Genomic DNA, 24,338 nt, shown 5'->3' on the forward strand with positions numbered 1-24,338 from the left:
GTCGAGTTCAAGCCCCCCGCCCCAGATGAGCCAGACTCGTCGCCAGCTCATTCTTCCTGAACGGCTTGCTCAACCGCGGCAGGTCCGGGTCGAGGCCTTCACGCTCGGCGTAGCCGGAAACCAGCAGGATCGCCGTCCCAGGCCTGGCCCGACGCACGCGCTTGGCCAGGTCGGTCCCGCTGATGCCCGGCATGAGGTGGTCGGTGATGAGCAGGTCGAATGTCTCGCCGGTATCCATCAATTCCAGGGCTTCTTCGCCGGATGCCGCTTCGATCACGCAATAACCCAGCTCGGCCAGCATGTACGAAGTACTCGCCCGTACCAGTTCTTCATCATCCACCAGCAACGCCACGCCACGGCTGGAGGACAGCTCGGGCGTGTCGACCAAGCGCAGGGCCTCGGCGGGGAGGGCAATGCTGCGCGGCAGCCACAGCTCGACATTGGTGCCCAGGCCCGGCGAGCTTTGAATGGTCAACGCGCCGTTCAACTGCGACGCCAGCCCATGCACCATCGACAATCCCAGGCCAGTGCCCTGGCCCACGCCCTTGGTGGAGAAAAACGGCTCCACCGAGCGTGCCAGCGTCGTCGGGTCCATCCCGGTGCCGGTGTCGGCGACCGAGAGGCACAGATAGTTGCCCGCTGGAAGACGTGAACGGTGCCCCTCAGCGATCGATTCCATGCAGGCGGATATGCGCAGCGTGCCGCCTTCGAGCATCGCGTCACGGGCGTTGACGGAAAGGTTGAGCAGCGCCATCTCGAGTTGGTTCACGTCGGCGATGGCTGCGGGCAGGTGCTCCGGCGCGTCGACCACCACCTTGATCTGCGGCCCGGTGGTACTGGCCAGCAAGTCACCCATGTCGCTGACCAGCTTGCCGACGTTGACCGCCACGGCCTGCAGCGGTTGGCGCCGGGCGAAGGCGAGCAGCCGCTGCACCAGCGTCTTGGCGCGGTCGGCGGACTGCACGGCGCCGGAAATCAGTCGCTGCTCCCGTTCACCGCCCACTCCGCGGCGCTGGAGCATGTCCAGGGTGCCGACGATGGGCGTGAGCAGATTGTTGAAGTCGTGGGCCACGCCGCCGGTGAGCTGCCCCATGGCTTCCATTTTCTGGCTCTGACGCAGGGCCAGCTGGACTTCTTCACGCTCAGCGACGGCCTGGGCGATCCGCGCTTCGAGGGTGGCATTGAGCTCGCGCAGGTTTTCGTCTGCGGTCTTGCGTGCGGTGATATCCATCGCCGTGCCGGTCACGCGCAGGCAGCGCCCGTCCTCATCGAACACGGCACGGCCCTTGGCCGCGACCCAGCGAACCACGCCGTCCTCGCGGCCGACGGTTCGGTAGTCGACTTCGTAGAGCGCTCGGCGCTCAGGATCCATCGCCGCTGCGAAAGCCTCCAGAGTCGCCTTGCGATCCTGCGGGTGCAGACCCTCGTAGAAGTCTTGCAGCGTGACCGCGACGTCAGCTGAAATCCCGAACATGGCTTTGGTCTGGGGTGGCCACACCAGCGTGTTCAAGACGAAATCCACGTCCCAGAAGCCCACGTCGGCATGGTCGACGGCCAAACGCAGCCTGGCCTCGCTGGTGCGGATGGCCGCGTCGACTCGGGTGCGGTGCACCATGAGGCCGATGGTCTGCACCACGAAGTCGAGGATTTCCACATCGGCTGGCGCGCACTCGTGCAGTTCGGGGTCGTACAGGACGAAAGCACCCATCACGGCACCCTGGGCCGACCTGATGGGAACCGACCCGCATACCTGCAAGCCCTGCTCGATCGCCAGGTTTCCGAGCTTCTCCTGCCAGGCATCGTTGGAGATGTGAACGACAGTCATCAGCCCGTTGTGTGGCATGGGAGCGCTACAGGTGCTCGAGTCCGGGTCGATGACCATGGCCTTGACGGCGTCCTGGTAGAGGGCAGGCAGGCTGGGACCCACGCAATGCTGTACCTGCCGGCCTTGTTCGTCCAGAAGCACGATGCTTCCCAAAAGGCGCGACGTGGACAAGGCTTCGACTTCGCGCACGACCGACTCCAGCGTGACGTCGAGGGTATTCTCTTCCACCGCCAGGGCCAGAATGCGGTTTTGCGCAGCCCCGATGGCAGCGGCGCGATTGCGCGCTTGCGTCAGGCGTGCGTTCTCGATGGCAATCGTCGCCAAGCGCGCCAGGCTTTCAAGCCTTTCCACGGTGTCGCGGGAATGAGGCTGCGCCTCGGACCAGTAGGCGCCGAGCGCTGCCACGGCAACTGGTTGGCCTATCGGGACCATGATCAGGCTGCGCACGAACGTCAATGCGTAGGCGTCCTGCGGGATACGCGAGTCGAGCCGCACGTCGGGGATGACGATGGTCTCGTTGCCGAGCATCGCGCGCCCCGACACGCAGCGCTCGATCGGAAAGGTCTTGCCTTGCCACAAGGGAGAGACGGCATCTTCGGCAACGTATGAACAGTGCCCGTCGTGTTCGATGGCGATCGCGATCCCCTCGGCGCCCACGGTCGCACGCGCCGTTTCGCGCAGCACGCTGACCACCTCGTCGATCGACTTCGCCGTCACCAAGCGTTCGCTGGCGTGGAGCACGTGCGACAGCCGATCATCACTCTCAAGAGCCGTGGGTACAGTAGGCAAGCGGAACTCCGAATGATGGGGGTGACGAACGAGGTGCCAGATGACCCGAGTTGCCGGGCCAGGTCGGGTTCAGTCTCTCAGAAATGCGCGCGAGCCGATAGCACGACGGTACGCGGGCCGCTGATTGAAGCCCGGCGCTGGTCGGCTCTACTTGAGCACCAACAAGCGATAGACGCCCCCATCGTTTTCGATCCCATGGGTGTCGTGGGCAAAACCTGGAAAAGAGCGGTCGAAAGTCTCCAGCGCTTTCAGGTAGGCAAGCAGCGGCCCGTCAGCTGCGCCGGCGTGCTCGCCCGGCATCAGCAGGGGGATGCCGGGCGGGTAGGGCACGATGCCCGTCGCCACGATGCGTCCGGCCGCAGCGTCCAGAGCCACCAGTTCCACTTCGTTGCGGACCAGCTTTTCGTAGGCTTGAACCGGGCTGAACTCGGCCTTGGGCAGCGTGCCGAACGCTGCGGACATGGCCGCCGTGGTGCGGTTCTCTTTCATTGCGGCGAAGATGTCTTGCGCCAGATCCCGCAAGCCCATGCCGCTGTATCGCTGCTGCGTGGCAGCGAGCAGGTCGGGCAGGCACAGTTCCAGCTCCAGGTTGGCGTCGTAGTCGCGCTTGAAGTCCAGCAACGCGTTCACCAGGGTGCCCCACTTGCCCTTGGTGATTCCGATGGAAAACAGGAAAAGCAGAGTGAAATCGGTGGTTTTTTCGACCACGATTCCCTGCCGACCCAGATACGCGCTGAGCACACAGGCCGGAATGCCGAAATCCAGAAGCTGGCCGTCGTCGCCCATGCCGGGGCTCAGAATCGATACCTTGATCGGATCGAGCATGCAGTAGCCGTCTTCGATGTCGCCGAAACCGTGCCAGACCTCGTTGGGGTGCAAGACCCAGCACTTCGGGTCGGACTTGAGCATGAGCGGGTCGACTTCATGGAAGGCGATGGCCGCCCCGCCGACCTGTATCACCGGCGGCTGCCAGCACGACACGAACCAGTCGCCGTTGGCGGCCATGTCGCTGTGCATCCGCGAGATCACCTGGCGAAAGGCGATGGCCTCTTCGATGGATTCGTTGGTCAGAATCTGCCCGCTCGGCGCTTCCATCATGGCCGAACTGACGTCGCACGAGGCCATGATCGCGTAGTTGGGCGAGGTCGAGGCATGCATCATGTACGACTCGTTGAAGCGTCCGTGGGGGATCGGGTTGCGCCCATTGCGCACATGGATCATCGACGCCTGGGACAGGGCGGCCAGCAACTTGTGGGTGGATTGGGTGGCGAACACGGTAGGTTTGGACGCGTCGTGATCGTCCGGGCTGCCGTGCATGGCGAAGCGGTCCTTGTACAGCGGGTTGAAGCGCGCATAGCCATACCAGGCCTCGTCGAAGTGCAGGCGGTCGACGCTCTGCCCGAGCAGTTCCTCGACCCGCGTGACGTTATAGGTCAGGCCGTCGTAGGTGGAGTTAGTGACGATGGCGTGTACGGGCGTGGGGTCGATGTGCGGCTTGACCAGCGGGTTGCTGGCAATGGCGGCCTGCACCCCGGCGGCGCTCAACGTCTGCGGCAGGATCGGACCGATGATGCCGAAGCGGTTGCGCGTCGGCACCAGATAGGTCGGAATCGCCCCGGACAGCGTCATGGCATGCTCGGCGGACTTGTGGCAGTTGCGGTCGCACAGCGCGATCTGGTCGCGCGTGACGCTGGCCATCAGGATCACCCGGTTGGACATCGACGAACCGTTGGTGACGTAGTAGGTGCGATGAGCGCCGAACACCTTGGCCGCGTAGCGCTCGCCCTGGCCGATGGGGCCGCTGTGGTCGAGCAGCGAGCCCAGTTCGCCGACCGAGATGGACAGGTCGGAGCGCAACAGGTTTTCCCCGAAGAACTCATAGAACGCCCGGCCTGCCGTACTTTTCAGAAAGGCCGTGCCGCCGGCGTGCCCAGGGGTGTGCCAGGAGTATTCGTAGCTGCGGGCGAACTTGAGCAACGCGCCGAACATCGGCGGCAGCACCGCCTGACGATAGCGCTCAATGGCGGCCATGATCCGCCCACTGAGGAAGCGGCTGGTGTCTTCCGGCAGCCAGATGAAATCGTCGGCGTGCTGCATGACGATCAGCGGCACGTTGCCAGCGGTGCTGCGGTCACTGATCAGGAACACCGGGACCCGCGTGTTGCGCTCGCGCAGGGTGGTCAGCAGGTCGATGCATTGCTGGTGGTCGTCGCTTTTGTCCATTTCCCAGCTGAGCAACACGCACTGGATCGCAGGGTCGGTGCTCAGGATCGATTTGGCGTCGTCCAGACGCTCCGAGGTGATCACGCTGATGGAGCGCTCTTCCACATCGGCGATGAGCTGGATCAGTGCCCGACCGAACACGGTTCTCTTATCGGGCTGGGTGCTGATCAGCAAGGCGAGCATGCCCAGCAGGTTTCTATGGTCCGTCATGGTCGTGCCTCCGGTGCAGGGGTGTTCGATGTCGGGCTGGCCAGACTGTTCACGGGAATCGGCGTGCCGACGATGTGCTGGGCCGCGACGGTTTGCGTCGGGGCACTGTTGTTGACCGCTTCCAGGCGGATCAGGCGGTTGTTGACGAAGCCGAACAGCGTGTAGCCGACGATGGTCGCCACGCCGCCGAGCATCAGCGCCTGGGCACCGGAGCTGTAGAGCGCGAGGTAACTGTAGGCCGCCGCGATCCCGGCCACGATGTTGGTCACCAGCGCCTTGTTGGCCGGCACATTGGAGACCTTCTGCAGCGTCATCAAGGTGGCCATCGACAGGATGTACGGCACCAGGTTGGTCACCACCGCCAGGTTCACCAGCGTGTCGAACTGCTTGGCCAGGTCCGGGCTGATGGTGAGCAAGGCCAGTGCCGTCTGGATCGCCAGCAGAATCAGCATGCTGATCACCGGCACACCATGCGCGTTGACCTTGGCGAAGATCGGCAGGAAGTAACCGGTGTCGGCCGAGCTCTTGAACACCTGGGCCACGGTGAACTGCCAGCCCAGCAGCGAACCGATGCAGGCCAAGACCATCAGGCCCATGACCAGGTTGCCGACCATCGGCGTGAACATCTTGGCGAACACCAGGCCGAATGGCGCCGTCGAGGACACCAGTTCGGCGTTGTCGACGATGCCGGCAATCACGTTGGTGGACACGATGTAGATCACCGCTGCGCCCAGGGTCCCGCCGAGCACGGCGATCGGCACGTTCCTTTCCGGATTCTCCACGGCATCGCCGTTGGCACACGCCGATTCCAGGCCGAGAAATGCCCACAACGTGATCGCCACCGACGCGCCGGCCGCTTCGTACCAGCGCATGTCGTAAGGGTTCCAGCCCGCCGCGTAGGTGCCGCTGTCGAACCAGAACCAGCCCACCGTCGACACCAGTACCACGGGCGCGATCACACCCCAGACGGTTATGGCGCCGATCTTACCCGTCACGTTCGCGCCGCCGAAGTTGGCGAAGGTGGTGATCCACAACAGCGCGATGGTCGCCAGGCCGACCTGCAGCGAGCCCAGTTTGATATCGAACAACGTCTGGATATACCCGACCGCCGTGATGCTGATCGCCACGTTGGCGATCAGCAGCGACAGCCCATAGGTGTAGTTGGTGATGTAGTTGCCCGATTTGCCGAAGGTATATTCTGCATAACCGCCCATGCCGCCGGTCTTGCGGCTGAGCATGCCGCAGCGGGCAAAGGCGTAGGCCAGGGCCAGGGAGCCGGTGGCGGTGATCAGCCAGGAGAGAATGGAAATGCCACCCACCTCAGCGAGTTTGGTCGGCAGCAGCACGATGCCGGACCCCAGCATGTTGACGGCTGTCAGCATGGTCAGCTGACTCACACTCATCTTCTTCATGACGGACACTCCATTGCCTGGATGATCAGAGAGGTCTTTAGCTATAGCAAAGATTGCAGAGAAGACAAGGCAGGGGGTGGGCGCAGTGGCCCTGATGCCGCTCGTCAAGTCGACGGCACTTCCAGCTTCAGGGCGATCTCCCACTAACAGGCGCGGATGAACCGCGTCACGAAAGGAGACATATCATGGTCGAAGACAACAACCACCCGCAGAATCCGTATCCAGGGCCGGCCGAGCCCGGTAGCGGGGAAGAGGGCTACCCTGATATCCATGATGAGCACGATGATGATCAGGATGGCTCGCCAGGCAACAAGGCGGTAGACGAACCAGACACCGGGACCAATCCGCCGGTGGATGAAGACGAAGAGCCTTCTCCAGGCAACCGTCTCTAAACGCTACGCGTAACGCCGCAGCAGACCTGCACCCTGCCATGCGCGGGGTGCATATCCCCAGTTATCCCCCAGTTATCAGATCGGTTATCCAATCCGTTATCAGATCCAATCGCCGGTTCAGCCGTCGTGCAAGCCGTGCAGTTGCATGTACTCGTCCCACGGCATCCCGGCCATCTCGGCGACTTCCTTGTGCACTTTAAGACGTTGCGCCTTGAATTCTTCCGGCGTGGCAGCCGTGAGCTGCAGGGTCAGCTCCCAGGCGAACAGGCCTTGCGCATCGGCGGCTTCCTCGAATGCCTCGTGCAGGCGTTCGGCGCGGTATTCTGCGATGCTCAGCCCGGCCGCACGTGCGGCCAGGGGGTTGAGGCCGTCCAGCTCCGTTTGCAGCTCGGCATGCTCTTCGAGGAAACGGTCCAGTGCGGCCTGGTGACGCGAATCGGGTTCTGCCATGGGGCCTTCGATCAGTGTTGGGTAGGCTTCGATTGTGCAGCCCCGAATCGATCCAGGCAATGCCGGCTGCAGGGCAGAGCGGTGATCGAGCGCTGGCAGCTTGCAGCGCGCAATTGCGCAGTGATGATGCCGAGGGCGTGCCGCAGTGCTACATTCGCGCTTTGACTGGAATGGAAACGACGATGCGGATCATCGCTGCAGCACTTGGCTTGTGCGTACTCACCGGTTGCACAGGCATCAACATGAAACAGGCGCGCAGCGGTGCGCCGGTGCAATCCGTCACTTCGCAAAAGCCTGCGCAGAAGATTGCCCAGTGCGTGCAATTTAGCTGGCAGGACGAAGCCATGTTCGGTGTCATGACCGATGCTTCCACCGAAGCCAGCGACGGCGGCTACACGGTCTTCACGCCTGCGGCAACCTACTTTGCCGACATCCGTCCACGCGGCGCCGGGAGCGTGGTGAGCTTCTATGCCCGCGAGCAGGGCGAGGTCGCCACGCGCCGCCTGGCATCCCTGGCCACCTGCCTCTGAGCGCAAAAAAGCGTCTTCCCACAGGCAAAATAATCTGCACCCCCGCGCCGCTGCTGCGTCTCATGCCATGAACCCGTTCATGCAATGAAACCCTGTGCTTAGTGAGGATGATATGGCACCCAGCAGTTCGACGCAGATTCCCGACCCTTTGGATCGTCCGAACGATCCCGTCGCTCCCGAACCCTATGCCGAGGGCAAGCCCGACGAGGACGTACGTCCGGGCGATGAAACTCTGTCGCCCGTGCCTATGGACAGTGACCCGGAAGTGGACCCCCGCCAGGTACGCACCCAGACCGGCGAGCCGGACATCAGCCCAGACGACCCTGCCTGACGCTACCAGCTGATTCGCAACCCCAGGCTGCCCTGCAGGCTTTCCTGGGGTTGGGAGTCCAGGCTTCGGGCGTAGTCGGTGTCGAGGTACACGCTGACATCGTCGCTGAGCCTTGCGGTGAGTCCCAAGCCCAACTGGGCCTGCGTTGCCCGGTGCCGCGTGTGCAGGGTATCGCGGTCATCGAAGGTCACGGCGTCTTCACCCTGTAAGGTGTGCCAGACGTTGGCTCGCACGGAAGGCTCCAGCGGCAGGCTGCCCACGCGATATTCGCCCTTCAAACGCACGCCCAACCTGGCTCGCCAATAAGGTTCGCTGTCGAATGCAATCTCGGAGACGGGGTCGCGCGCTGTGTCCAGCGAGTTTTTCTGCCCGATCACCTGTGCTTGCGGCTCCAGCATCCACTGTCTGGAGAGCATGATCGGGTAGCCGCCTTCCACGGAAACGGCGATGCCCTGGCCGTCGAGGTCGAGGGTGTAGCCCCGCTCGGAACGGCTGCGCCCGTCGAAGCGGGTGCCCATTGCCACGACGTCCAGGTAACCTCCGGCCGGGCTTACCAGCGTCCAATAGGCGCCGAGGCTGTCGGCGCGCAAGCGGATGTCACCCGAAGGGGTGTCGTCGAATCCCAGGGCGAAACCGCGTACCTTGCCGTCCAGGCGTGAGTGTCCGACGAACAGGCCGGCATGCTGGCGATAGCCGTTGTCGCCCAGAGCAGCGAACAGGTCGTGGCCCACCTGGTAACCGCTGATGTTGCTGCTCAAGCTCGGCGCTGCCGAGCCGGCCCATTTCTGTCGGCCATGGCTGCCGAAGGTTCGCGCCCACCCCGCCGCCAACGCGCCGCGTTCCTTGAGCAGGCTCTGTTCGCCATGGCGTTGGTGAAAGCTGCCCAGGCTGTCCAGCGCCAGCAACGCGGCCGCTGGGGGCACGGCGCTGTAGGCAGGGACTTCTATCCGGTACAGCAGGATGCTTTGGCCGGGAATCGCCGGCGGCAGGCCTGGCGTGCCAACTGCAGCGATGGGTCCAGACGGCGCCGGTGCGGGCTCGGGGGGTTGCGGCTGTACGGGAGGCGGCGGCACGACCAGGTCGACCTGGGGGGGCTCAGGCGGCTCGCCGCTCGGGGGCGTTACCGGCGACGGCTCGTTCACGGGCGGCTCCGCTATGGGGGGCTCGACTATCGGTGGTTCCACTGTCGGCGGCTGCACTACTGGCGGTTCGACTACAGGCGGTTCAACGACAGGTGGGTCGACGATCGGTGGTTCGACCACAGGCGGCTCAACGACGGGCGGCTCCACCACAGGTGGCTCGATCACTGGCGGTGGCGGGATGACGGGCGCCACGGACGAACGCAAGAACCAGCTGTTCTCGCTGCCCGCCGTCACGCCGCCCTTGAACAGGTAATACTGATAGGCCCCCACCGAGAGGTTGTTGGCCAAGGTAAATGCGCCATCGCTGCTGGTCGCACCCTGGGTGGCTTCAACCAGGGGAATGCCGTTCGCGGCGGTCAGTGCGCCCTGGCCGTCGAGGTTGTCGACGGTGATCGCCGTGCTGCCACTGATCGTGCCTTGGGCGACGATCAGCCGGTCGGAAGGGGCGTCGTCTGCGCCCAACACGCTTTGCAGCTTTAAGCGCGCGTCGTTGCCCACGTAGTTGCCGATGATGGTCAGCCGATCGCCCGCCTGGGCCCCGCTGCGGGTCAGATCGATCGATCCGGCGTTGTTCACCGTGACTGTCTGCCCGGCCACTATCGGCCCCACCGACCCCTGTGTGGCGCCCAGCGTGCTGGTGCGGTCGAGGGTGAGCAGGCCACTGCCCAGGGGCGTCGAGTCGTCGGCCAGGCTCAGGCGATCGGCAAGGTCCAGCACCGAGCCGTTGTTCAGGTTGATCGTTTCCCAGTAGCTGTACCGCGCGCCGCCCGTGGCGCGGCTGTTGTCGAAAGTCAGCGTATCAACACCGGCATCACCGTAGATCAGGTTGGGTGACGCCAGTTGCGCATCGGAGAGATTGCTCAGCAGCGCCGTGTCATTGCCGGGGCCCAGGCTGACGGTGCCATGAATCAGGCCCCCATCGCGCCAGATGAAGCGGTCGTCACCGAAGCTGAGCAAGACGTTGCCACCGATGTCGCCGCCGCTCACGGTCACCTGGTCGGTGCCGCCGCTGACGCTGATGTTGCCACCGATGCTGCCAGCCGACACCGTAATGGTGTCGTTGCCGAAGCCGGCCACCAGGTTGCCGTTGATACGGCCGCCGGACAGTTCGAACAGGTTGTTGTCCAGCTTCATGTCGACCCGGCCGATGGTCCCCCCGCTCATGCGCGCGATGTCGCCGTCCTCGAAGGCGCCGACGATCGTGCCGTCGGTCATTAGGAAAGTGTCAAGCCCGTCACCTTGGCTCAGCGACTGGATCTGCCCGCCACGCATGATGAAGCTGTCGATGCCGCTGCCCTGGCTGACCGCACCGCTGACGATGCCGCCGGTCATCTCCAGCACATCGGCGCCATCACCCTGTGCCAGGGAAAACAGCCGCCCACCGCCGAAGAACACAGTGTCAGCGCCCGCGCCGGTGTTCATGGCGCCGCCAACGCTGCCCGAGTGGATCCGCACAGCGTCTTGGCCGGGGCCGAAATCGACCGGTCCGGTGATGCTGCCCGTGCCATCGACGGGCAGGGTGAGGCTGTTGTCGCCCAGCAGGTCGGAAAGCGCCGGCGCGGTTCCACTGTCGCACACATAGGCATCATTGCCCACGCCGGGGGCGAATGCGCAATCTGCCAGCACCTGGTCGCTTGGCACTATCAAAGCGGTCAACAAGCCGGTGCGCATGAGTAACGCATTGGTATTCATCGGCAACTCCCGCAAGCACTCGCGCAGCCGAACCGGACGCGATGAGCGTTCGGGCGGTCGATGGAAACATGCAATGCAACGAGTGTAGTCGAGGGAGATTGAAAGTTGAGGCAGAAAGCAACTTTGCAAGAAGTTATTCAATAACGGCCGCGATGAAAATTATTGTTCATCGTGGCCGCTGTTACATAGTAGATATCAAATAACTGTTGTAGATAAGTTGGTCAGGTTCACGAAGCCTTGCGCGGGCGGCGTCTGGCTGGCGCTTTTTTCGGGGCAGTCTTGGCTTTTGCCGGTTTGGACTTCGAAGCGGCAGAAGGCTTGCCGGCCAGGCTGCGCTTGAGCAGTTCGGTCAGGTCGATAACGTCCGCCGTCTGGCGTGATTCTTGACCCGCCTCGGTTTCCACGTCTTCGATCTCACCCTTGTTGGCCTTCTTCTCGACCAACGCCATGATCTTCTGTTCGAACTTGTCGACGTACTCTTCCGGCTGCCAATCGCCACTCATGTCTTCGACCAGACGCTTGGCCATGTCCAGTTCTTTCTTGGTCAGTTCGGGTTTCTTGACTTCTTTGCCCAGCTCCAGAATGTCCAGGTCACGCACTTCCGACGGCCAGCGCAACTTGACCATCACCAGCGCGCCGTCAAGTGGCATGAGCGCAGCCAGGTATTGGCGGGTGTGCAGTACGACCAGTGCAAGTGCAACTTTCTTGGTGCTGATCAGTGTTTCGCGCAGCAAGGCATACACTTTCTCGCCACGGCGATCCGGGGCCAGGAAGTAGGGCGTATCGATGTTGGGCAAGGGAATCTGGGTGCGGTCGACGAAAGAGAAAATGTCGATGGTCTGGGTCGAGACCGGGTGGGCAGCGCGGATTTCATCTTCGCTCAGCACGACGTAGCGACCTTTCTCGTACTGGACACCCTTGACGATGTTTTCCTTGTCCATTTCCTTGCCGGTCTTCTTGTTGATGCGCTTGTAGCCGACCGGGTCCATGCTGCGTTTGTCCAGCCAGTCGAAGTCCACGCCTTGGGACGCGGTGGCGGAGACCAATGCCACGGGAATGTGAACCAGACCGAAACTGATCGCGCCTTTCCAGATTGCTCTTGCCATGGTGAAGGGTGCTCCTGCGCGGTGTGTCTGCAGGTGACATTCGAGGCCTTGGCAAAGTTTCAATGGGCAGACGCTATGCAATTTGCAACGGCAGTGCACCATGATCTTGCACATTGCACGATCGGCAGCTTGCTGTTCTACGCTAACTCATTGATTGGTATGGAAGCGGTTGTGGTGCACAGTGGGCATGAAAGGTGCACTGTCTTCGAGCAAACCCGATGTCAGGGATAAGACCAAGAATGGAGTGTCATCATGTTGTCCACCCTTGAACTGCGCAACATCATTGAAAGCAGTTTTCTGCCGCAGCGCTGCCAGTGCACCCAAGCCACCGACCGCTCCCTGACCGTACGGGTATTCGACCACGCTACGCATAAGGTCGATTACACCTTGAGTGGTATCCGCACCGAGCAGTTGACCAGCAGCCGCGCGATCTCGAACCTGATCGCCGGCATGCGCACCGACCTCAAGCGCCAGGGCCAACTGCCCAAAGCGGTTGGCGAATACCTGTAACACCGCCAACGCCACGGACACCACCCCCTGTAGCAGCGGCGCAAGCCGCGTCCGGCCACACCGCGGTCATTCAGACGGACCGCAATACTCGCCGATGCGGCTTGCGCCGCTGCTACAGTGTTAATCGCGGTAGAACACTTGGACCAGGTGGTAACCGAACTTGCTTTTTACCGGGCCGTGCACCGTACGCAGCGGTTTCTTGAAGATGATCTGATCGATCGCCCCCACCATCTGCCCGGGTCGCACCTCGCCCAGGTCTCCACCTCGTTTGCCCGAGGGGCACGTGGAATACTTCTTGGCCAGCACATCGAACGCCTCGCCCTTGGCGATACGCAGGCGCAGCGCTTCGGCTTCCTCGGCGGTCTTGACCAGAATGTGCCTTGCTTGTGCCTTCATTACCCAGTGCTCGCTGAAAAAAGCCGCTGATTATGCCGCAAATCAGGACAGGTTGATCATGTCGCGGATCTTGCTGCCCAGTCGCTCGAGGGAAAACGGTTTGGTGATCATGTCCATGCCCTCTGCCAGAAACCCGTAGCGCTCGGCCGCTTTCTCGGCATAACCGGTGATGAACAGCACCTTCAGGCCGGGCCGCTGCTGTCGGGCGATCTCCGCCAATTGCCGCCCATTGAGCCCCGGCAGGCCGACGTCGGTCACCAGCAGATCGATGTGCAGCCCAGCCTCGATCAGGGCCAGCGCGGCCGTCGCCTCGGCGGCCGAATGGGCGGCGTAGCCCAGTTCGTCCAGCACATCCAGCACCAGCATGCGCACCGCCGGATCGTCCTCGACCACCAGCACGCTTTCTCCGTCCTGTGCCATGGGTGGCGCGGCCGACGCGTGTTGTTCGGTGATATCGCCTAAGGGTTCGAGGTGTCGCGGCAGGTACAGGCGCACGCAGGTGCCTTCACCCACTCGGCTCTGCAAAGTCACCTGGCCGCCGGACTGCTGGGCGAAGCCGTAGATCATCGACAACCCCAGCCCGGTGCCCTGGCCGATAGGTTTGGTGGTAAAGAAGGGATCGAACGCCTTGGCCAGCACCGGGGCACTCATGCCACTGCCGTTGTCGCTGACCCGAAACATCACGTAGGCCCCCGGCTTGACCGGTTCCAGGGTCGCACCCTCGGGGGTCGCATCCAGTTCGCAGTTGGCCGTCTCGATGGTCAACACCCCGCTGTCGGGCATGGCATCGCGGGCATTGATGATCAGGTTGAGCAGGGCGTTTTCCAACTGGCTGGCATCGGTGTTCACTGGCCAAACGTCGGGCGCCAGTTGCAGACGTAATTGCAGGTGTTCACCCAGGGTCCGGCTGAACAGCTCCTCGAGTGAATGCACCAGCTCATTGGGCGCCAGACGCTTGCGATCCAGCGACTGCCGCCGCGAGAACGCCAGCAGGCGATGGGTCAGGCCGGCCGCACGGTGGGCGGAACTGACCGCCGCCTCGCTGAACCGCTTGATCTCGCTGCTGCGCCCGGCGTCGATGTAACGCTGCATCAGGTCGAGGCTGCCGATGATGCCGGTGAGCATGTTGTTGAAGTCGTGGGCGATGCCGCCGGTCAACTGACCGAGCGCTTCCATTTTCTGCGCGTGGCGCAAGGCCTCTTCGGCGCGCTCGCGCTCCTGCATTTCGTTCTGCAGGCGCAGGTTGACCTCGGCCAGGGCCTGGGTGCGTTCGCTGACCCGGGTTTCCAGGTGCTCGTTGAGCTCGCGCAGGGCCTGCTCGACCTGACGACGATTCTGCACGTCCTCGGTCATGCCGAACCATTGCCGGATCACGCCCTCGGCATCCAGCCAGGGCAGGGCGCGGGCGTGCATCCAGTGGTAGCTGCCGTCGGCCATGCGCAGGCGGTACTCGGCGTCGTACGGACGGCCAGTGCTGACCGCCAGCTGCCAGGCATCCAGGGTCGGCAGATGGTCGTCCGGATGCACCAGTTGCGCCCAGTCGTCGTCGGGTCGCAGGCTGTGCATACCCGTCAGTTGCCGCCAGCGCTCGGTCTGGCTCTCGCCGTCGGTGCGGCCATTGGCCTCGGCGGTCCAGTGCACTGCCGGGGACAGCTCGATGGCCATGCGAAAATGCGCTTCGCTGTCCCGCAGCTCCTGTTCGGCGCGCTTGCCTACCGCGCTCACTTCGCGCCGCTCGTTGGCCTCGATGGCGGTGACCAGAATGCCGGCCACGCGCTCGTTCTCATCGCGAATCGGGCTGTAGGTGAGGTCCAGCCAGACCTTCGCCCAATGGTCCTCGCGCGGCAGGTTGAAGTCCTTTTCGTTGAAAGTGCGCACCTCTCCCTGCAACACGGCGGCGTAGATCGGGTCGGTGAACGGCTTGAGTTCCGGCCAGATGCTGTCCACCGGCTGGCCCAGCGCCCGTGGGTGGTTGCTGCCCACCAGCAGGGCAAAGGCGTCGTTGTACAGCTGGCACAGCTGCGTGCCCCACAGCAGCAGCATCGGCATGGGCGAGTGGGTGACGATGTCCACGGCTGTGCGCAGGCTTTGCGGCCAGGCGTCGGGGCCGGGCAGGGGACTGTCGGCCCAATCCATGCTGGCGATCAATGTCGCGACCTTGCCGCCCACAGGTGAGGCATTCATTGCGTTATCCTTTGATTTACCGCGGCTGGGTCTCCAGCCAAGCTATAGCGTACTTTCAACGACGGCCTTCGCAGGACCCCAGCACATGGAAATTCAAGCATTGCTCAAGCTCCTGGCCAGTCAGGATGGTTCCGACCTCTACCTGTCCACCGGCGCGCCACCCTGTGCCAAGTTCAACGGCGTGCTCAAGCCGCTCAGTGCCGAGGCGTTGAAGCCCGGCGACATCGCCGAAATCGCCGCCGGCATCATGGACGCCGAGCAGCGTATCGATTTCGAGCGCGAGCTGGAAATGAATCTCGCGCTGTCGATCCACGGGGTAGGGCGCTTTCGCGTCAACATCTTCAAGCAGCGCAACGAAGTGTCCATTGTCGCACGCAACATCAAACTCGACATTCCCAGCTTCGAAGACCTCAAGCTGCCGCGCAAGCTGCTCGACGTGATCATGGAAAAACGCGGCCTGGTGCTGTTCGTCGGTGCCACTGGGTCGGGCAAGTCGACGTCGCTGGCAGCATTGATCGACTACCGCAACCGCAACAGCAGCGGGCACATCATAACCATCGAGGACCCGGTGGAGTTCATCCATCGGCACAAGAAGTCGATCATCAACCAGCGCGAAGTGGGGGTCGACACACGCAGTTTCCAGGCAGCTTTGAAAAACACCCTGCGCCAGGCTCCGGACGTGATCCTGATCGGCGAGATACGCGACCGCGAAACCATGGAGCATGCACTGGCGTTCGCCGACACCGGTCACCTGGCCATTTCCACCCTGCACGCCAACAACGCCAACCAGGCACTGGACCGCATCATCAACTTCTTCCCCGAAGACCGTCGTCCGCAGTTGCTCAACGATCTGGGCAACAACCTGCAGGCGTTCGTCTCGCAGCGGCTGGTGCGCACCACCGACGGCAAGCGCCGCGCGGCGGTAGAAGTGATGCTGGGCACCCCGACCATCCGCGACTTCATTCACCGCAACGAATTTTCCGAACTCAAGGGCATCATGGAAAAATCCGTGAACCTGGGCATGCAGACCTTCGACCATGCGTTGTACGAGTTGGCCATCGAAGGAGCGATCAGCGAGGAAGAAGCGCTGAAGAACGCCGATTCGGTGAACAACCTGCGCCTGCGCTTGAAGCTGCACGGCGAGGAAGGCGTGCAACACACCACCGCCCCAGCCCCACCCACACCCGCCCCGACCGCAAAAGCGCGGATTGGGGCCTGGTGGCAGATGACCCAGAAACACCCTGATCACCGCCCCTGTAGCAGCGGCGCAAGCCGCGTCCGGCCGCACCGCGCCGTTCCAGAAACACCGCCGGCGCAACTGATGGAACGCGAACCCCTGTAGCAGCGGCGCAAGCCGCGTCCAGATTCACCGCGTTCATCCAGGCACACCGCGTATGCCGCCGACGCGGCTCGTGCCGCTGCTACAGGTGGATCTCCACCGCCAGGGGCAGATGGTCCGACAGATGCGTCCAGGGCTTGTTGCCCAGGATGATCGGCCCGTGGCTGGTCGCGTTCCTAACATACACCCGGTCCAGGCGCAGCAACGGAAACCGCGCCGGGTAGGTCTTGGCCAACTGGCCGTTATGGCGCTCGAACGCCTCATGCAGATCCTGCCGCTTGGCCAGCGTCGCATTGCCGCGAAGCTGCCAATCGTTGAAATCCCCGGCGATGATCACCGGCGCATCGGCAGGCAATGAATCGAGCAATTGCCCCAACAGCGCCAACTGCAACTGTCGATGGCTTTCCAGCAGCGACAGGTGCACGCAGATCGCGTGGACCTCGTCATGCCCTGGCACTTGCAGCACGCAATGCAACAGGCCGCGACGCTCGGGCCCGGTGATCGAGATGTCGAGGTTGGTGTAACGCAGGATGGGGTACTTGGACAGCACCGCATTGCCGTGGTGGCCGTCCGGATACACCGCGTTGCGCCCGTAGGCGAAATCGCTCCACATGCTGTCGGCAAGGAACTCGTACTGTGACATCTGCGGCCAGTTGGAAAACTTCGACGCGTGGCCATCGTGGCCGCCCAGCACTTCCTGCAGGAACACCAGGTCGGCGCTGGTGCTGCGCACCGCCTCGCGCAGTTCGGGCAGGATGAAACGACGGTTGAAAGCGGTAAAACCCTTGTGTGTATTCACCGTCAGCACCCGCAGGCGATGCACTTCACGGGGCTGGTCCGGCGCTTGCGCACCGAGCGGTTCGCTGGGGGGAGCGATGGTCACAGAAGCTCCTTGCACATGAGAATGTCCTTACTCCGACTTTGCCGGCACTGGGCGGTTCCCCGCCTCATTGCGCCAGCCAGCCACCGTCGATGTTCCAGGCCGCACCACGGACCTGGCTACCGGCCTCGCTACACAGGAACATGACCAGCTCGCCCAGGTGCTCGGGCGTGACGAATTCCAGTGACGGCTGCTTTTCGGCGAGCAATTCTCGCTGGGCGGCAGCTGGATCACCGCCCCTGGCCGCACGATCGTCAATCTGCTTCTGCACCAGCGGAGTCAGCACGAAACCCGGGCAGATGGCGTTGCAGGTAATCTGCGTGGTGGCCGTTTCCAGTCCCACCACCTTGGTCAGACCGATCACCCCGTGCTTGGCCGCCACATACGCGGACTTGCCCACCGAGCCGACCTGGCCGTGCACCGAAGCGATATTGACGATCCGCCCCCAGCCTTTCTCGCGCATGCCAGGCAGTGCCAGGCGCGTGCCGTGGAAGACCGAAGACAGGTTGATCGCAATGATCGCGTCCCAGCGCTCCACGGGAAACGCCTCGACCGCCGCCACGTGCTGGATGCCGGCATTGTTGACCAGAATGTCGACACCGCCGAAGCTGGCCTGGACGTACTCGAACAGCTCGGCCAGTTGCGTCGGGTCACTGACGTCGGCGCCGTGATGGGCAACCTGGGTGCCGTGTCGGCGCACTTCGGCCAGGGCCTGCGCCGGGTCGCCGAAGCCGTTGATCACGACGTTTGCGCCGTGACGTGCCAGCACCGAGGCGATGCCCAGGCCGATGCCGCTGGTGGAACCGGTAACCAAAGCTGTCTTGCCGTCGAGTGCCATGCGCGTTACCTCAGAGGTTGTCGTGCAATCTATACCACGCTACACCAGCGCTGCCTGCAGCAATTCCTGGGTATAGGGGTGGCGGGGGGCGCTGAACAGCCGGTCGGTGGGGCCATGCTCCACCACCTGGCCGTCCTTGACCACAATCACATCATGGGCCAGCGCCCGCACCACCGCCAGGTCGTGGCTGATGAACAGGTAGGTCAAGCCATGGCGCTCCTGCAGCTGTTGCAGCAACTGCACCACCTGCTTCTGCACCGTGCGGTCGAGGGCCGAAGTCGGCTCGTCCAGCAGCATCAGGGCAGGACGCAGCACCAACGCGCGGGCGATGGCGATGCGTTGACGCTGACCGCCGGAAAACTCATGGGGGTAGCGATGCCGCGCTGCCGGATCCAGGCCCACCTCGCGCAGCACCTGGATCACCTGCTCGTCGCACGCGCGGGCGTGGGCGCCGCTGTGCACTTCCAGGCCCTCGCTGATGATTTGCGCCACCGACATGCGCGGGCTGAGGCTGCCGAATGGGTCTTGGAACACCACCTGCATCTGCTTGCGCCAGGGCCGCATCTGCTTCTGGTCCAGGCCGTCGAGGGCCTGGCCCTGAAAGCGGATGCCGCCCTGGGAGTCGAGCAGGCGCAGGATCGCCTGGCCCAGCGTCGACTTGCCCGAGCCGGACTCGCCGACGATGCCCAGGGTCTTGCCCTGTTGCACGCTCAGGCTGATGCCATCCACCGCCTTGACGAACTCGCGTGGCTTGCGAAACAGCCCGCCGTCCAAGGGGTACCAGACCTTCAACTGTTCGACCTGCAACAGCTCCGGACGGGTCTCGTGAAACAGCGCCACGCCGGCCGGCTCGGCGTCCAGCAACAGTTGGCTGTAGGGATGCTGTGGCGCGCTGAACAGCTGCTCGCAAGGGGCCTGCTCGACGATCTCCCCGGCGCGCATCACACACACGTGCTGGGCGATGCTGCGCACCAGGTTGAGGTCGTGGCTGATCAATAGCAGCGACATGCCCAGGCGCTCCTGCAACGACTTGAGCAGCAGCAGGATGCGTCGCTGCACCGTGACGTCCAGCGCGGTAGTGGGCTCGTCGGCGATCAGCAGTTGCGGTTCGCAGGCCAGTGCCATGGCGATCATCACGCGCTGGCGCTGCCCACCGGACAACTGGTGGGGGTAGGCCTTCAAGCGTTTGTGCGGTTCGCGGATGCCGACCATTTCAAGCAGTTCCAGAATGCGCGCTTCGGCCTGCTTGCCGCCCATGCCCTTGTGCACCAGCAGGGTTTCACCGATCTGCTTCTGCACCGTGTGCAGCGGGTTCAGCGAGGTCATGGGCTCCTGGAAGATCATCGCAATGCGATCGCCACGCATGCGGCGCAAGGTCGCCGCATCGGCGCCCAGCAGTTCCTGCCCCTGGTAGCGGACGCTGCCGCTGCTCTGGCAGCCGCTGGCCGGCAGCAGTTGCAGGATGGAATGGGCCGTCACCGACTTGCCCGAACCCGATTCACCGACCAGGGCCACGCACTGGCCGACGGGAATGTCGAAACCGACATCCTTGGCCGCCGCCTGGCCATTGAAGGCCACGTTGAGGTGGCGGATCTCGATGAGGTTTTCAGCGGTCATGGGCAGGAGCCTTGTGGGGTGACAGGGAGGGCCTCTTCGCGGGCAGAGCCCGCTCCCACAAGGACCTGTTGAAAACCGAACTTGTGGGAGCGGGCTCTGCCCGCGAAGGGCGCCCTGCCAATCTCAACTCAAGCACGCGGATCAAACGCATCGCGCAGCCCCTCTCCAATGAACACCAGCAGCGACAGTATCAGCGCCAGGGTGAAAAACGCGGTAAAGCCCAGCCACGGCGCCTGCAGGTTCTGCTTGCCCTGGGCGATCAACTCGCCCAGCGAAGCACTGCCCGCCGGCATGCCGAAGCCCAGAAAATCCAGCGCCGTGAGGGTCGAGATCGCCCCGGTCAGAATGAACGGCAGAAAGCTCAAGGTCGCGTTCATGGCATTGGGCAGGATGTGCCGCAGGATGATCTTGCGGTCCGACAACCCCAGCGCCCGCGCGGCCTTCACGTATTCGAGATTGCGCCCGCGCAGAAACTCGGCGCGCACCACGTCCACCAGCGCCAGCCAGGAAAACAGCGCCATGATGCCCAGCAACCACCAGAAATTGGGCTCCACGAAACCCGACAGAATGATCAACAGGTAAAGCACCGGCAGCCCCGACCAGACCTCTAGCAGACGCTGGCCGAACAAATCCACCCAACCGCCGTAGTAGCCCTGCAACGCCCCGGCGCCAATACCGATCAGCGAGCTGATCAAGGTCAGCGCCAGGGCAAACAGAATCGACACCCGCGCGCCGAAGATCACCCGCGCCAGCACGTCGCGCGACTGGTCGTCGGTGCCCAGCCAGTTGGTCGTCGACGGTGGGCTAGGGGCGGGCTGGGTCAGGTCGTAGTTGGGCGTGTCGGCGCTGAACGGAATCGGCGGAAACAGCATCCAGCCGCCGCGCGAGGCGATCAGCTGGCGCACGTAGTCACTGCGGTAGTCGGCCTGGAACGGCAACTGCCCGCCGAACTCCTGTTCGGTGTGACGCTTGAACACCGGAAAGTACAGTTCGCCGTCGTACTTGAGCACCAGCGGCTTGTCGTTGGCCACCAGCTCGCCGCCCAGGGTCAGGGCGAATAAAGCCAGGAACAGCCACAGTGACCACCAGCCGCGGCGGTTCTGCTTGAAGCGGTCCAGGCGACGACGGGCCAGGGGCGACAGACGCATCAGGCATTCCTCGCGCTGAAGTCGATGCGCGGATCGACCAGGGTGTAGCACAGGTCGCCGATCAGTTTGATCAGCAGCCCCAGCAGGGTAAAGATGAACAGCGAGCCGAACACCACCGGATAGTCCCGCGACACGGCCGCCTCATAGCTCAGCCGGCCCAGCCCGTCGAGGGAGAAGATCACCTCGATCAACAACGAGCCGGCGAAGAACACGCTGATGAACGCCTGGGGCAGGCCGGCCACGACCAGCAGCATGGCGTTGCGGAACACGTGGCCGTACAGCACCCGTTGCTCGCTCAGGCCCTTGGCCCGCGCAGTCACCACGTATTGGCGGGTGATTTCGTTGAGAAACGAATTCTTGGTCAGGATGGTCAGCGTGGCGAAACCGCCGATCACCAGCGAGGTCACCGGCAGTACCAGGTGCCAGAAATAATCGGCCACCTTGCCCAGCAGGCTGAGCTCGGCAAAGTTGTCCGACACCAGGCCGCGCACCGGAAACCAGTTCAGCGAGGTACCACCGGCGAACACCACGATCAGCAGCATGGCGAACAGGAACGCCGGCATGGCATAGCCGATGATGATCAGGCTGCTGCTCCACACGTCGAAGCGGCTGCCGTGGCGCACCGCCTTGCGGATGCCCAGCGGGATCGACACCAGGTAGGTGATCAGGGTTGCCCAGAACCCCAGCGAGAGGGTCACCGGCATCTTGTCCAGAATCAGGTCGGTGACCTTGGCGCCGCGAAAGAAACTGCTACCGAAATCCAGCACCGCGTAGCTCTTGATCATCAGCCACAGGCGTTCGTGGGCCGGCTTGTCGAAGCCGTACTGGCGCTCGATGTCCTTGATCAGCTTGGGGTCCAGCCCGCGGCTGGCCCGCGAGCCCCCTTGCACCATGTCGCCACCGCCGCCGGTGACGCTGCCGCCGCCCACACCCTGCAGGCGTGCGATGGCCTGTTCCACCGGGCCGCCCGGCGCGGCCTGGACGATGGCGAAGTTGACCAGCAGGATCGCCAGCAGGGTCGGCACGATCAGCAGCAGGCGGCGTAACGTGTAACCCAGCATCAGTGAGTCTTCCCTGTCAGGCGGTCGCGCATCTGTTCGGTGGTCAGCGCAGTGGGGCTGACCTCCCACCAGGTTTCGATGGCCGGGTCATTGGCGGCCGGGGTGGCGGGCATGCCGAAGCGGTTCCACCACACCGTCGAGGTGCCCGGCGGGTAGTAATTGGGCACCCAGTAGTAGTTCCACTGCAGCACCCGGTCCAGGGCGTGGGCGTAGTCGCGCATCTGCGTCTGCGTGCTGGCCGCGCCCAGGCCGTTGATCAACTCGTCGACGGCCGGATTCTTCAGCACCATCAAGTTGTTCGAGCCGGGGTCGGTGGCCACGCCGGAACCGAAGAAACCGTACAGCTCGATGCCCGGCGTCGGTGTGACCGGGTAGCCGGTGATGATCATGTCGTAGTCGCGGGCCATCAGCCGGTTGACGTACTGCGAAGAGTCGATACGGCGGATCTCCATGGTGATGCCGATCTGCGCCAGGTTGCGCTTCCACGGCAGCAGCAAACGTTCCAGGCCGTTCTGGGTATTGAGGAAGGTGAAGCTCAACGGCTCGCCGTCGGCGTTCACCAAACGGTCGCCGTCGGCATGCCAGCCGGCCAGCTGGAGCAGGCGCAGCGCCTGCAACTGCTTGTCGCGGATCAGCCCTGAGCCATCGCTGACCGGGGCGTGAAACACCTGAGTGAACACCTCATCCGGCACCTGGCCGCGCAGTTTCTCCAGAATCTTCAGCTCGCTGTCGCTGGGCAGTTGCCGTGCGGCCAGCGGGCTGTTGGAGAAGAAGCTCTGCTGGCGGATGTACATGCCGCGCATCATCTGCCGATTGCTCCATTCGAAATCCCAGAGCATGGCCAGCGCCTGGCGCACGCGGCGATCCTGGAATACCGGCCGTTGCAGGTTGAAAACAAAGCCCTGGGCGGCCTGCAGGCCTGCTTTGGCCAGGTGCGCGCGTTGCAGACGGCCGTCGTCGAGCGCCGGGCCGTTGTAGCCGATGGTGTAGGCCGTGGCGGAAAACTCGCGGTTGTAGTCGTAGCCACCACCGCGCAGCACCTGGCGCGCGACGTCGGTGTCGCCGAAGTACTCGATGCTGAAACGGTCGAAGTTGTACATGCCGCGCGCCTCGGGCAGGTCCTTGCCCCACCAGTCGGGGTTGCGCTTGAAGGTGATGCTGCGGCCGTTGTCGATCTTCTCGATCGCGTAGGGGCCGCTGCCAAGGGGCGCCTCGAAGCCGCCACCGCTGGCGAAGTCGCGGGTCTTCCACCAATGCTCGGGCAGCACCGGCAAGGTGGCCAGGTCCAGCGGCAAGGTACGGCTTTCGGCGTTCTTGAAGTTGAAGCGCACCTGTCGCGGGCCTTCTACTTGCACATCGGCAACGTTGGCGAACTGGGTGCGGTAGCCCAGGCTGCCTTCACGCATCAGCAGCTCGAAGGTGTAGCGCACGTCTTGCGCGGTAATCGGCTGGCCGTCGGCGAACACCGCCTTGGGGTTGAGGTAGAAGCGCAGCCACAGGCCGTCGTCGCCGCGTTCCATGCGCTCGGCCACCAGACCATAGACGGTGTAGGGCTCATCCAGCGAGCGCACGGCCAAGGGCGAGTAGAGCAGCCCGTCGACCTGGCTGACGCCGATGCCCTTGTCGATGTACGGCAGGATGTGGTCGTACTGGCCGATCTCGATGGCCGAACGGCGCAGGCTGCCGCCCTTGGGCGCGTCGGGGTTCACGTAGTCGAAATGCTGGAAGTCTGCGGGGTAGCGGGGCGCTTCGCCATAGACGGTCAGCGCGTGCTGGGCGGCGGCCTGGGCGCCCGTGGCCGTGGTGAACAGGGCACAAAGAACGATGGAGAGGAAAACTGCGCGCATTGTCTGCCTGGGTCGAAAAGCGAAGGGTGCAGCCTAACATCATGGCCCGGTGGTATTGCAAACGCAGAACGGCCCGCGATAGGCGGGCCGTTCGGGCGTAACGCAGACCGCAGACTATCAGTCCTGACGGCTGGTGACTTCCAGCAGGTGATAACCGAACTGGGTCTTCACCGGGCCTTGCACGACGTTGATCGGCGCGCTGAATACGACGGTGTCGAATTCCTTGACCATCTGGCCTGGACCGAACGAACCCAGGTCGCCACCTTGACGGCTGGACGGGCAGGTAGAATTGGCCTTGGCGATTTCCGCGAAATCGGCGCCGCCCTCGATCTGAGCCTTGAGGTCGTTGCACTTGGCTTCGTCGGCAACCAGGATGTGGCGGGCAGTGGCTTTAGCCATGGTGATTCTCCTTTCTG

19 protein-coding genes and 1 pseudogene are annotated in these 24,338 nt (G+C 63.6%); 5 read left to right on the plus strand and 15 right to left on the minus strand.

Going from position 1 to position 24,338, the window contains the following annotated elements; all coding sequences use genetic code 11:
- Window positions 1-7: 7 nt before the first annotated feature.
- The 3 genes from LT40_RS08860 to potE all read right to left on the minus strand — a co-directional run bounded on the left by LT40_RS08860 (window position 8) and on the right by potE (window position 6,468).
- Window positions 8-2,614, minus strand: coding sequence for a GAF domain-containing hybrid sensor histidine kinase/response regulator (locus LT40_RS08860; RefSeq protein WP_084139767.1), 2,607 nt, complete (start codon window positions 2,612-2,614; stop codon window positions 8-10).
- A gap of 147 nt (window positions 2,615-2,761) precedes the next feature.
- Window positions 2,762-5,047, minus strand: a complete 2,286-nt coding sequence (locus tag LT40_RS08865; RefSeq protein WP_043189012.1) for an Orn/Lys/Arg family decarboxylase — start codon at window positions 5,045-5,047, stop codon at window positions 2,762-2,764.
- Entirely contained in the window at window positions 5,044-6,468 is a 1,425-nt protein-coding gene (potE, locus tag LT40_RS08870; protein ID WP_043189014.1) for a putrescine-ornithine antiporter, read from the minus strand. Before potE ends, LT40_RS08865 begins: the two co-directional genes overlap by 4 nt.
- Before the next feature lie 176 nt (window positions 6,469-6,644).
- On the opposite strand from potE, the gene LT40_RS08875 reads away from it, so the two are divergent.
- On the plus strand, window positions 6,645-6,851 hold the full coding sequence (locus LT40_RS08875; RefSeq protein WP_043189015.1) for a hypothetical protein: 207 nt from the start codon (window positions 6,645-6,647) through the stop codon (window positions 6,849-6,851).
- 117 nt (window positions 6,852-6,968) lie between these two features.
- Here LT40_RS08875 and LT40_RS08880 read toward each other — a convergent pair whose 3' ends face one another.
- Window positions 6,969-7,301, minus strand: coding sequence for a DUF6388 family protein (locus LT40_RS08880; RefSeq protein WP_043189019.1), 333 nt, complete (start codon window positions 7,299-7,301; stop codon window positions 6,969-6,971).
- Window positions 7,302-7,483: 182 nt separating this feature from the next.
- Between LT40_RS08880 and LT40_RS08885 the strand changes: the two genes are divergently transcribed.
- Complete coding sequence (locus LT40_RS08885) at window positions 7,484-7,831, plus strand: hypothetical protein (protein ID WP_043189023.1); 348 nt, start codon at window positions 7,484-7,486, stop codon at window positions 7,829-7,831.
- Window positions 7,832-7,943: 112 nt separating this feature from the next.
- A complete protein-coding gene (locus LT40_RS08890) occupies window positions 7,944-8,162 on the plus strand; it encodes a hypothetical protein (protein ID WP_043189026.1) in 219 nt (72 codons plus the stop codon).
- Between the two features lie 2 nt (window positions 8,163-8,164).
- On the opposite strand, the gene LT40_RS08895 is transcribed toward LT40_RS08890, so the two are convergent.
- Both LT40_RS08895 and ku read right to left on the minus strand, forming a co-directional pair.
- Window positions 8,165-10,996 (minus strand): autotransporter family protein, encoded by a 2,832-nt coding sequence (locus LT40_RS08895; protein WP_043189029.1) that lies wholly within the window; start codon window positions 10,994-10,996, stop codon window positions 8,165-8,167.
- Window positions 10,997-11,223: 227 nt separating this feature from the next.
- Window positions 11,224-12,102 (minus strand): non-homologous end joining protein Ku, encoded by an 879-nt coding sequence (gene ku, locus LT40_RS08900; RefSeq protein WP_043189030.1) that lies wholly within the window; start codon window positions 12,100-12,102, stop codon window positions 11,224-11,226.
- 252 nt (window positions 12,103-12,354) lie between these two features.
- Between ku and LT40_RS08905 the strand changes: the two genes are divergently transcribed.
- Window positions 12,355-12,612, plus strand: coding sequence for a DUF1652 domain-containing protein (locus tag LT40_RS08905; RefSeq protein WP_043189032.1), 258 nt, complete (start codon window positions 12,355-12,357; stop codon window positions 12,610-12,612).
- Window positions 12,613-12,732: 120 nt separating this feature from the next.
- Here the strand turns inward: LT40_RS08905 and LT40_RS08910 are convergent, their stop codons facing one another.
- Together LT40_RS08910 and LT40_RS08915 are read right to left on the minus strand one after the other, a co-directional pair.
- Window positions 12,733-13,008, minus strand: coding sequence for a peptidylprolyl isomerase (locus LT40_RS08910; protein ID WP_043189034.1), 276 nt, complete (start codon window positions 13,006-13,008; stop codon window positions 12,733-12,735).
- Window positions 13,009-13,050: 42 nt separating this feature from the next.
- Window positions 13,051-15,192: a response regulator gene (locus tag LT40_RS08915; protein WP_043189036.1), complete on the minus strand. Its 2,142-nt coding sequence runs from the start codon at window positions 15,190-15,192 to the stop codon at window positions 13,051-13,053.
- An 85-nt stretch (window positions 15,193-15,277) separates the two neighbouring features.
- Between LT40_RS08915 and LT40_RS08920 the strand changes: the two are divergent.
- Window positions 15,278-16,437: pseudogene (locus tag LT40_RS08920) on the plus strand (PilT/PilU family type 4a pilus ATPase).
- A gap of 176 nt (window positions 16,438-16,613) precedes the next feature.
- Here the strand turns inward: LT40_RS08920 and LT40_RS08925 are convergent.
- The 7 genes from LT40_RS08925 to LT40_RS08955 all read right to left on the minus strand — a co-directional run bounded on the left by LT40_RS08925 (window position 16,614) and on the right by LT40_RS08955 (window position 24,321).
- On the minus strand, window positions 16,614-17,408 hold the full coding sequence (locus LT40_RS08925) for an endonuclease/exonuclease/phosphatase family protein (protein ID WP_052393518.1): 795 nt from the start codon (window positions 17,406-17,408) through the stop codon (window positions 16,614-16,616).
- Between the two features lie 70 nt (window positions 17,409-17,478).
- Window positions 17,479-18,249: a 3-hydroxybutyrate dehydrogenase gene (locus tag LT40_RS08930; RefSeq protein ID WP_043189040.1), complete on the minus strand. Its 771-nt coding sequence runs from the start codon at window positions 18,247-18,249 to the stop codon at window positions 17,479-17,481.
- Between the two features lie 39 nt (window positions 18,250-18,288).
- Window positions 18,289-19,866, minus strand: a complete 1,578-nt coding sequence (locus LT40_RS08935; RefSeq protein ID WP_043189042.1) for an ABC transporter ATP-binding protein — start codon at window positions 19,864-19,866, stop codon at window positions 18,289-18,291.
- Between the two features lie 128 nt (window positions 19,867-19,994).
- Window positions 19,995-21,017, minus strand: coding sequence for an ABC transporter permease (locus tag LT40_RS08940; protein ID WP_043193508.1), 1,023 nt, complete (start codon window positions 21,015-21,017; stop codon window positions 19,995-19,997).
- Window positions 21,014-22,075, minus strand: coding sequence for a microcin C ABC transporter permease YejB (locus LT40_RS08945; protein WP_043189044.1), 1,062 nt, complete (start codon window positions 22,073-22,075; stop codon window positions 21,014-21,016). The genes LT40_RS08940 and LT40_RS08945 overlap by 4 nt, the downstream gene beginning before the upstream one ends.
- Entirely contained in the window at window positions 22,075-23,922 is a 1,848-nt protein-coding gene (locus LT40_RS08950) for an extracellular solute-binding protein (protein ID WP_043189045.1), read from the minus strand. Before LT40_RS08950 ends, LT40_RS08945 begins: the two co-directional genes overlap by 1 nt.
- Window positions 23,923-24,039: 117 nt before the next feature.
- Window positions 24,040-24,321 (minus strand): peptidylprolyl isomerase, encoded by a 282-nt coding sequence (locus LT40_RS08955; RefSeq protein ID WP_043189047.1) that lies wholly within the window; start codon window positions 24,319-24,321, stop codon window positions 24,040-24,042.
- Window positions 24,322-24,338: the final 17 nt, after the last annotated feature.

Source organism: Pseudomonas rhizosphaerae, assembly GCF_000761155.1.
Taxonomy (GTDB): Bacteria; Pseudomonadota; Gammaproteobacteria; order Pseudomonadales; family Pseudomonadaceae; genus Aquipseudomonas; species Aquipseudomonas rhizosphaerae.